This window comes from Neisseria sp. HMSC070F02, assembly GCF_001814225.1.
In the GTDB taxonomy this organism is placed as follows: Bacteria; Pseudomonadota; Gammaproteobacteria; order Burkholderiales; family Neisseriaceae; genus Neisseria; species Neisseria meningitidis.
The window spans coordinates 1-8525 of record NZ_KV815471.1 but is presented as its reverse complement, the minus strand read 5'-3'; the positions used below and the strand labels follow the sequence as shown (position 1 = coordinate 8525).

Annotated in this window: 8 protein-coding genes and 2 pseudogenes; 7 read left to right on the top strand and 3 right to left on the bottom strand. The window is 51.3% G+C overall.

Going from position 1 to position 8525, the window contains the following annotated elements:
• Nucleotides 1–27 precede the first annotated feature (27 nt).
• From HMPREF2959_RS07985 to HMPREF2959_RS07960, 6 genes and pseudogenes are all read left to right on the top strand, one after another.
• Nucleotides 28–567 (top strand): annotated as a pseudogene (locus HMPREF2959_RS07985) (TauD/TfdA family dioxygenase); the annotation flags it as partial.
• A gap of 9 nt (nt 568–576) precedes the next feature.
• The gene (locus HMPREF2959_RS07980; protein ID WP_002243280.1) at nt 577–1344 is read left to right on the top strand and encodes a sulfite exporter TauE/SafE family protein; all 768 of its coding nucleotides are present in this window, start codon (nt 577–579) and stop codon (nt 1342–1344) included.
• A 199-nt stretch (nt 1345–1543) separates the two neighbouring features.
• On the top strand, nt 1544–1921 hold the full coding sequence (gene acpS / locus HMPREF2959_RS07975) for a holo-ACP synthase (RefSeq protein ID WP_002234578.1): 378 nt from the start codon (nt 1544–1546) through the stop codon (nt 1919–1921).
• Nucleotides 1922–2002: 81 nt separating this feature from the next.
• A pseudogene (locus HMPREF2959_RS07970) lies at nt 2003–2813 on the top strand (NUDIX domain-containing protein).
• Nucleotides 2806–3228: a hypothetical protein gene (locus HMPREF2959_RS07965; protein ID WP_002216567.1), complete on the top strand. Its 423-nt coding sequence runs from the start codon at nt 2806–2808 to the stop codon at nt 3226–3228. The pseudogene HMPREF2959_RS07970 and the gene HMPREF2959_RS07965 overlap by 8 nt, the downstream one beginning before the upstream one ends.
• Before the next feature lie 48 nt (nt 3229–3276).
• A complete protein-coding gene (locus tag HMPREF2959_RS07960) occupies nt 3277–4419 on the top strand; it encodes a THUMP domain-containing class I SAM-dependent RNA methyltransferase (RefSeq protein WP_002227043.1) in 1143 nt (380 codons plus the stop codon).
• A 301-nt stretch (nt 4420–4720) separates the two neighbouring features.
• Here the strand turns inward: HMPREF2959_RS07960 and HMPREF2959_RS07955 are convergent, their stop codons facing one another.
• The 3 genes from HMPREF2959_RS07955 to tsaE all read right to left on the bottom strand — a co-directional run bounded on the left by HMPREF2959_RS07955 (nt 4721) and on the right by tsaE (nt 7327).
• Nucleotides 4721–5539, bottom strand: a complete 819-nt coding sequence (locus tag HMPREF2959_RS07955; protein ID WP_002255757.1) for a Fic family protein — start codon at nt 5537–5539, stop codon at nt 4721–4723.
• Nucleotides 5540–5618: 79 nt separating this feature from the next.
• Nucleotides 5619–6869, bottom strand: a complete 1251-nt coding sequence (locus tag HMPREF2959_RS07950) for an N-acetylmuramoyl-L-alanine amidase (RefSeq protein WP_070696658.1) — start codon at nt 6867–6869, stop codon at nt 5619–5621.
• Nucleotides 6866–7327 (bottom strand): tRNA (adenosine(37)-N6)-threonylcarbamoyltransferase complex ATPase subunit type 1 TsaE, encoded by a 462-nt coding sequence (gene tsaE, locus HMPREF2959_RS07945; protein ID WP_070696655.1) that lies wholly within the window; start codon nt 7325–7327, stop codon nt 6866–6868. Before tsaE ends, HMPREF2959_RS07950 begins: the two co-directional genes overlap by 4 nt.
• A gap of 189 nt (nt 7328–7516) precedes the next feature.
• Between tsaE and murI the strand changes: the two genes are divergently transcribed.
• Nucleotides 7517–8329: a glutamate racemase gene (gene murI / locus HMPREF2959_RS07940; protein ID WP_002226097.1), complete on the top strand. Its 813-nt coding sequence runs from the start codon at nt 7517–7519 to the stop codon at nt 8327–8329.
• The last annotated feature ends 196 nt before the right edge of the window (nt 8330–8525 follow it).

The following is an 8525-nucleotide window of genomic DNA, read 5'->3' as shown; positions in this document are numbered from 1 at the left end:
CGCCGTACTGGTTTTTGTTAATCCACTATAAATAATGATATAACTTTCTCGGAAGATGTTGGAGAATGTCCACTTCATAGTGATTCATCTTTTAGTGAAAACCCGGAAAGTTATTTGGTTATGTATGTAGTAAAATCAGCCAATGATGGAGGTAATTCCCTATTTTTAAGTTCATCAGATATTGTCAATCAGTTATCTAAAACAGAAACCGGTAAAAAACACTTAAAAACATTAACGGGCAATTTATATCCATTTAAAGCACCAGCATCATTTGATAAAAAACAAGGTGTGAGATGGGGTAATATCTTATCGGTCAATACTCAAATGATTAGATTTAGAAGTGATTGTATCTATAAAGGTATTGAAGAAAATAGAAATAAAGTATCAAAGGAAATGGTACTTGCACTTGATTATCTTGTAAAGATTATAAAAAATGCGAGTGATATTCAAGAATTTTCTGCACAAGATGATGGTTTGATTATTATTGACAATGTCAATGGCTTGCATGCCGGAACTGATTATACGGATAAAAACAGGCATTATATTAGAGCAAGAATTACTGTATAAAGGACGGTTATGCAAGAAATAATGCAATCTATCGTTTTTGTTGCTGCCGCAATACTGCACGGAATTACAGGCATGGGATTTCCGATGCTCGGTACAACCGCATTGGCTTTTAACATGCCATTGTCTAAGGTTGTTGCCTTGGTGGCATTACCAAGCCTGTTAATGAGCTTGTTGGTTCTATGCAGCAATAACAAAAAAGGTTTTTGGCAAGAGATTGTTTATTATTTAAAAACCTATAAATTGCTTGCTATCGGCAGCGTCGTTGGCAGCATTTTGGGGGTGAAGTTGCTTTTGATACTTCCAGTGTCGTGGCTGCTTTTACTGATGGCAATCATTACATTGTATTATTCTGTTAATGGTATTTTAAATGTATGTGCAAAAGCAAAAAATATTCAAGTAGTTGCCAATAATAAGAATATGATTCTTTTTGGGTTTTTGGCAGGCATCATCGGCGGTTCAACCAATGCCATGTCTCCCATATTGTTAATATTTTTGCTTAGCGAAACAGAAAATAAAAATCGTATCGTAAAATCAAGCAATCTATGCTATCTTTTGGCGAAAATTGTTCAAATATATATGCTAAGAGACCAGTATTGGTTATTAAATAAGAGTGAATACGGTTTAATATTTTTACTGTCCGTATTGTCTGTTATTGGATTGTATGTTGGAATTCGGTTAAGGACTAAGATTAGCCCAAATTTTTTTAAAATGTTAATTTTTATTGTTTTATTGGTATTGGCTCTGAAAATCGGGCATTCGGGTTTAATCAAACTTTAATTCATTATTAAATGCCTTAACTCCTTATTAAATAATTGGCACGATGTTTTAGAATTTCAAATGCAAAAGGTTACAGTGAAAATTGTTACCGACAAAACCCCAAAAGTGGATATTCACGCCATTTTAACGCCCCAAGAAATTGACGGCATTCATCATCACATTCATCACTACCCGCAACCAAGGGCGAAGGAGCGCAAATATGATTTACGGCATCGGCACAGACATTGTTTCCCTCAAGCGCATCATCCGCTTAAACAAAAAATTCGGACAGGCGTTTGCCGGGCGCATCCTCACTCCAGAAGAGCTGCTTGAATTTCCGCAAGCGGGCAAACCCGTCAACTACCTCGCCAAACGCTTTGCCGCCAAAGAAGCCTTCGCCAAAGCCGTCGGTACGGGCATACGCGGCGCGGTTTCCTTCCGCAACATCGGCATCGGGCATGACGCATTGGGCAAGCCCGAATTTTTCTACGGCCCCGCCCTGTCCAAATGGCTGGAGGAACAAGGCATCAGCCGCGTCAGCCTCAGCATGAGCGACGAAGAAGACACCGTATTGGCGTTTGTCATTGCCGAAAAATAATGCCGTCTGAAATGCGGCAAACCCGTTGACGGCATTGCTCGTCCCTCATTTGCACTCCGACCGACCAACCGCGTACCCGCCATGATTCAAGACACCCGACCCCTTATCCGCGTCGTTGCCGGCATCCTGCTCGATTCAGACGGCAACTACCTGCTCAGCTCGCGCCCCGAAGGCAAACCCTATGCCGGATATTGGGAATTTGCCGGCGGCAAGGTCGAAGCGGGCGAAACCGACTTCCAAGCCTTGCAACGCGAGTTTGAAGAAGAACTCGGCATCCGCATCCTTGCCGCCACGCCTTGGCTGACCAAAATCCATTCCTACGAACACGCCCGCGTCTGCCTGAAATTCCTATGGGTAAACCCCGGCCAATGGACGGGCGAACCGCAATCGCGCGAAGGACAGGCATGGTCGTGGCAGAAGGCGGGTGATTTTACCGTTGCCCCCATGCTGCCTGCCAACGGCGCGCTTTTGCGTTCGCTGTCCGTCCCGCGCCGTTTGTACGGCAGCCTGAAAACGGGTTTGCACGGGGAGAACAGTATGGGCGCGTACCGCGTCCTGCCTTTGGGTTCGGCAGAGGAAAGCGGTGCGAACGTTTTGATGGAGGCGGCGCAATGGCAGGACAGACCCGAACACGCCGACAGCGTGTGGATGATGGTGCAGACCCGCGAACAATGGCGGCAGGCGCAGGAAAAGGGCGCGGATGTGGTCGTCTGGCGCGTGTGCGATGATGTTCAGGCACAAGAGGCGGCAGAAGCCCTGCGGCAGGGCGTATCTGTGCCGCTCGTACTTGCAGCAAACGGACAGACGGTTGCACGTTATGGAAAACTATGGCTCGGATTGGGGGCGCACGTGGGTGGTAAGGGATGAAACAATAGGGAAGAATCATGAATAAAAACCGTAAATTACTGCTTGCCGCACTGCTGCTGATTGCCTTTGCCGCCGTCAAGCTCGTTTTGTTGCAATGGTGGCAGGCGCAGCAGCCGCAAGCTGTGGCGGCGCAATGCGATTTGACCGAGGGTTGCACGCTGCCGGACGGAAGCCGCGTCCGCGCCGCCGCCGTTTCAACCAAAAAACCGTTTGATATTTATATCGAACACGCGCCCGCCGGCACGGAGCAGGTCAGCATCAGCTTCAGTATGAAAAATATGGATATGGGTTTCAACCGCTATATGTTCGAGCGGCAACCGTCGGGGACTTGGCAGGCAGTACGCATCCGCCTGCCCATCTGTGTCGAAGGCAGGCGCGATTTTACGGCGGACATTACAATCGGCAGTCGGACATTTCAGACGGCATTTACCGCCGAATAAACCTTTCAATCCGCCATTGCCGGAACATCCGTCCGGAAAGGACACGTTATGAATACTTTATATACACTTTTCGCCACCTGCCCGCGCGGCTTGGAGACCGTTTTATCTCAAGAACTCGAAAGCCTCGGCTGTACCGATGTACAAGTGTTTGACGGCGGCGTTTCCTGCCGGGGCGGATTGGAACAGGTTTACGCCGCCAACCTGCATTCGCGTACTGCCAGCCGTATCCTGCTGCGCCTGACCAAAGGGACATACCGCAATGAGCGCGACATCTACAAACTCGCCAAAAATATCAACTGGTTTAATTGGTTTACTTTACAGCAGACGTTCAAAGTCAAAGTCGAGGCAAAGCGTGCCAACGTTAAGAGCATCCAATTTGTTGGTTTGACCGTCAAAGATGCCGTCTGCGACGCTTTCCGCGACATTTACGACGCACGTCCGAGCGTGGACAAAGCCGCGCCCGATGTTCGCATCCACGCCTTTTTGGACGAACGCAATGTCGAAATCTTCATCGACACTTCGGGCGAAGCCCTGTTCAAACGCGGCTACCGTCTCGATACCGGCGAAGCCCCGCTGCGCGAAAACCTTGCCGCCGGATTGCTGCTCTCGGCAGGCTACGACGGCACGCAGCCGTTTCAAGACCCGTTTTGCGGCAGCGGCACGATTGCTATCGAAGCCGCTTGGATTGCCGCCCGCCGCGCGCCGGGTATGATGCGCCGTTTCGGTTTTGAAAAACTGCAAAATTTCGATAAAACGCTGTGGTCGGATTTGCGCCGCCGTGCCGAAGCGCAGGTTAAACCGGCTTTTGCACCGATTTCGGGCAGCGACAGCGACCGCCGCATCATTCAGACGGCATTGGCCAACGCACGCAGTGCCGGGGTGGACGACATCGTTTCCTTCAGCGTTGCCGACGCGCAATCCGTCCGTCCGAACGGCGAAAACGGCATTATGGTGTCCAATCCGCCCTACGGCGTGCGCCTTGAGGAAGTCCGCGCCTTGCAGGCGCTTTATCCGCAGTTGGGGACGTGGTTGAAGAAATATTACGCAGGCTGGTTGGCGGCAATGTTTACCGGAGATCGGGAAATGCCCAAATTCATGCGCCTGTCGCCAAAACGCAAAATTCCGCTTTATAACGGCAACCTCGATTGCCGCCTGTTCCTGATTGATATGGTGCAGGGATCGAACCGTTGAGGAAAGTGTACAAAAATGCCGTCTGAAAAATGTTCAGACGGCTTTTTTTAATATCCGGCCGATATTATAGTGGATTAAATTTAAATCAGGACAAGGCGACGAAGCCGCAGACAGTACAGATGGTACGGAACCGACTCACTTGGTGCTTCAGCACCTTAGAGAATCGTTCTCTTTGAGCTAAGGCGAGGCAACGCCGTACTGGTTTTTGTTAATTCACTATAACCGAAGGTAAGGGAGGGGCGTGTCCATTTTGCCGCCGCATTTGCCGCGTGCGGAAGATACGGATAACAACCCCTTGGAATTAAAGGGAGAAGTTGCGGAAAATATCCATATCAGGCTGGGGACCGTACTTATTTACGGTATTTTCGTATGCCGAAATAAAATATTTCTTGAATAAACCGTAATCGCCGGTTTCGTAATAGGCTACGACAGCCTCGGCATAGGCGGGATAACTGTCGGGGGCGAATACGCAAGGAAAAAAACCGGAGCGCATCAGCGACAAGGTCATACAGTTTCTGGCAGTACGTTTATTGCAATCTTTAAAATATTGAAGATACGCCAAATTATTATGGAGATAAACGGCGCGGTCGAAGGGATTTCCTATTTTTGGGGCTTCTTGAAGCAACCATTTTAATTCCGTATCCAAACTTTGCGGGTTGGATAAAGGCGTGTAGTCTGTCCCGCTTATAGTAACGCTGTCGCGGCGGACTACGCCGCCGGAGCCTTTTTCCAGTAAGTTTTCCGAAATCAGGCTGTGGGTGGTTTTTAAGAAATCCAACCAGTCAAACGGATCGGGGCTGTCCAAACCGGACAGCAGGTGCCGGTAACTTTCCCTCAGGTTGATTAACATTACGGCATCCGAATATAACTTCCCGCCTGCGGTTTGCCCGAGTTTAAGCAATGCCTGCGTATCGTATTGATTATAAGTGTTTCCTTCCAATTTGGCAGAACTGTACACAAAATCGATACCGATTTCTTCAATATTACGCACGGAGTCCGTTAAAACAGATAAAGGAAGCCGATCGGACAATTCGGTCAGGTATTCTTGTTCGCCGGCTGTAAAAATGGGGCGGATATTTAAAAAATCCTGTTGGTATCTCAATTTATCCATACCTTTCATCATAAAAACGCGGTTTGGGGCGGAAGTAGGTTTATGCCTGCCTTCATCCGACAACTATATTGAAACACCGCCTTTTCAATCAACCCCGCTTCAATACGGATGTATTGAGGTAGCGTTGGACACCCGAGGCAATGGATTGGGCGCACTGCCGACGGAAGGATTCGCTGCCCAGCAGCTTCTCTTCGGCAGGATTGGACAGGAAGGCGGTCTCGACCAGGATAGACGGCATATCGGGCGCGCGCAAAACGGCGAAATTGGCTTCGTCCACCCTGCCTTTGTGCAGATGGTTGAGCCTGCCCAATTCTTCAAGCACCAGTTTGCCGAGTTTGCGGCTGTCGCGCAGCGTGGCGGTTTGGGTCATATCGATCAGGGCGGTATCGACATTGCGGTTGCCGCTGGTCGGTACGCCGCCGACCGCGTCGGCATTATTTTGCGTCTGTTCCAAGAATTTGGCGGCGGAGCTGGTCGCGCCTTTGGTGTTCAACATATAAACCCCTGTGCCGCGCGCGGAGGGGCTGGTGAAGGCATCGGCGTGGATGGAGACAAATACGTCCGCCCGCCGTGCGCGCCCTTTGGCGACACGCACGCCCAAAGGGATGAACACGTCTTCGTTGCGCGTCATAAAGACGTTGTAACCCAAGGCTTCCAATTGTTTTTTGGTTTCGCGGGCGATGGAGAGGACGACGTGTTTTTCCTGCAAACCGCCCGGGCTGACGGCGCCGGGGTCTTCGCCGCCGTGTCCGGGGTCGATCATAATGACGGGTCTGCGCCCGTTTTTGCCGCGTTCGGTTTGTGCGGGAGTGTTTTGAGCGAGGTCGGCTTCAGGGGAGCCGCGACGGGTTTTGTTCAGGCTGCCGTTAAGCAGCGCCATCATCGGATCGTCGGGATCCATCCCTTGCGGATAGAGATCGACGACGAGGCGGTTTTTAAAGCCGCCGACGGGGGGGAGGGAAAAAACTTGCGCGTAGGAAGGCTGTTTCAAATCGATGACGAGGCGGACGGTGGTCGGCGTGTTCTGACCCGCGCGTATGCTGCGGATAAAGGGGTCGTCCGCCATAACCTTCTGAGACAGTCCGTGCAATACGGTATTGATGTTCGCGTTTTGTATGTCGACGACCAACCTGCCCGGGTTGTCGAGCGTGAAGTGTTGGTATTTGAGCGCGGTTGTGCTTTCCAGCGTCAGGCGGGTGTAGGTGTGCGACGGCCATATCCGTGCGGCGGTGAATTGTGGTGCGCGTACCGTTTTGGCAACGGCGGATGCGATGGGGCTTAGGGCGAACAGTGTGCCGGCGGTGCGGCGGATGATTTGTCTTCGTGTCAGTTTGGTCATAGCGGCAGGCTTTCGCTTCCTCGTTCGGTATGGGCGGTCAGCAGGCATTTTCTGCCGCCGCCGTCGTGTGTCAATGTTGCGGTGATGTCGGCAGGCGGGGTAAATTCCCCGCCCTGTTGCGGCCATTCGATCAGGCAGACGCTGTTTGCGGAAAACAGTTCGTCCAATCCGGCATCTTCCCATTCTTCGGGTGTGGTGAAACGGTAGAGGTCGAAATGGTGCAAGGTGAAGCGTTCCAGAGGATAAGATTCGACGATGGCGTAAGTCGGGCTTTTGACTGCGCCCTGATGACCCAATCCGCGCAGGATGCCGCGTGTCAGCGTGGTTTTCCCCGCACCCAAATCCCCTTCGAGGTAAATGACCAGAGGTGCGTTTAAACGGGAAGACCATGCTTCACCCAAATCGAGTGTGGCGGCTTCGTCGGCAAGGAATCGGGAAACGGGGGAAAAATCAGACATAGGGGCTTTACAACTTTTATGTGGCGGATCGGAGGGGCAGGCGGTCGGCAAACCGTGCGCCCGGCGGCGGCATTGCCGTACATTATAACAGCCAAATCCGCATCCTGCTTTCAGACGGCAACGGCTGTCAAGAAAAAGCGGCGCGTGTACAATACGCGGATTGTATGTTTAGGACGGATTGGAAAAAGAATGGAAAATATCGGCAGGCAGCGACCCATCGGCGTTTTTGACTCGGGAATCGGCGGTTTGACCAATGTGCGAGCGCTGATGGAACGGCTGCCGATGGAGAACATCATTTATTTCGGCGACACGGCGCGCGTGCCTTACGGGACGAAATCTAAGGCGACCATCGAAAATTTCTCGATGCAGATTGTCGATTTTCTGCTGGAACACGATGTCAAGGCGATGGTTATCGCGTGCAACACGATTGCGGCGGTGGCGGGGCAGAAAATCCGTCAAAAGACGGGCAATATGCCTGTGTTGGACGTGATTTCCGCCGGCGCGAAAGCCGCGCTGGCAACGACGCGCAACAATAAAATCGGCATTATCGCCACCAATACTACAGTTAACAGCAATGCTTATGCGCGCGCCATCCATAGGAACAACCCTGATACGCTCGTCCGCACGCAGGCTGCACCGCTGCTCGTCCCTTTGGTGGAGGAAGGTTGGTTGGAACATGAAGTTACCCGCCTGACCGTATGCGAATACCTCAAACCATTGCTTGCAGACGGCATCGATACGCTGGTGTTGGGCTGCACGCACTTTCCCTTGCTCAAGCCCTTAATCGGCAGGGAGGCGCACAATGTCGCGTTGGTTGATTCTGCAATTACGACTGCCGAAGAAACCGCACGCGTCCTTGCTCAGGAAGGATTGCTCAATACCGACAACAACAATCCCGACTACCGTTTTTACGTCAGCGATATTCCTTTGAAATTCAGAACCATCGGCGAGCGTTTTCTGGGCAGGACGATGGAGCAGATTGAAATGGTGTCTTTGGGGTAGCGGCAGGTACGGACGGAAACCGTCCCCGTCCGCGCCATCCGCATACGCACCTGCAATGCCCTGCCGTATTAAACGCCCCGTCGCCGCAAATGCCGTCTGAAAGGCTTCAGACGGCATTTTTTACACAACTCCCACCGTTTCCCATCCTTCTCGATACACTGTAATCTCGAAACCCGTCATTCCCGCGCAGGCGGGA

Bases quoted from the DNA above. Each gene is read 5' to 3' on its own strand.
- HMPREF2959_RS07965 (WP_002216567.1), top strand. From the start codon at position 2,806: ATGAATAAAAACCGTAAATTACTGCTTGCCGCACTGCTGCTGATTGCC.
- HMPREF2959_RS07950 (WP_070696658.1), bottom strand. From the start codon at position 6,869: ATGACCAAACTGACACGAAGACAAATCATCCGCCGCACCGCCGGCACA.
- acpS (WP_002234578.1), top strand. From the start codon at position 1,544: ATGATTTACGGCATCGGCACAGACATTGTTTCCCTCAAGCGCATCATC.
- HMPREF2959_RS07980 (WP_002243280.1), top strand. From the start codon at position 577: ATGCAAGAAATAATGCAATCTATCGTTTTTGTTGCTGCCGCAATACTG.
- tsaE (WP_070696655.1), bottom strand. From the start codon at position 7,327: ATGTCTGATTTTTCCCCCGTTTCCCGATTCCTTGCCGACGAAGCCGCC.
- HMPREF2959_RS07960 (WP_002227043.1), top strand. From the start codon at position 3,277: ATGAATACTTTATATACACTTTTCGCCACCTGCCCGCGCGGCTTGGAG.
- HMPREF2959_RS07955 (WP_002255757.1), bottom strand. From the start codon at position 5,539: ATGAAAGGTATGGATAAATTGAGATACCAACAGGATTTTTTAAATATC.
- murI (WP_002226097.1), top strand. From the start codon at position 7,517: ATGGAAAATATCGGCAGGCAGCGACCCATCGGCGTTTTTGACTCGGGA.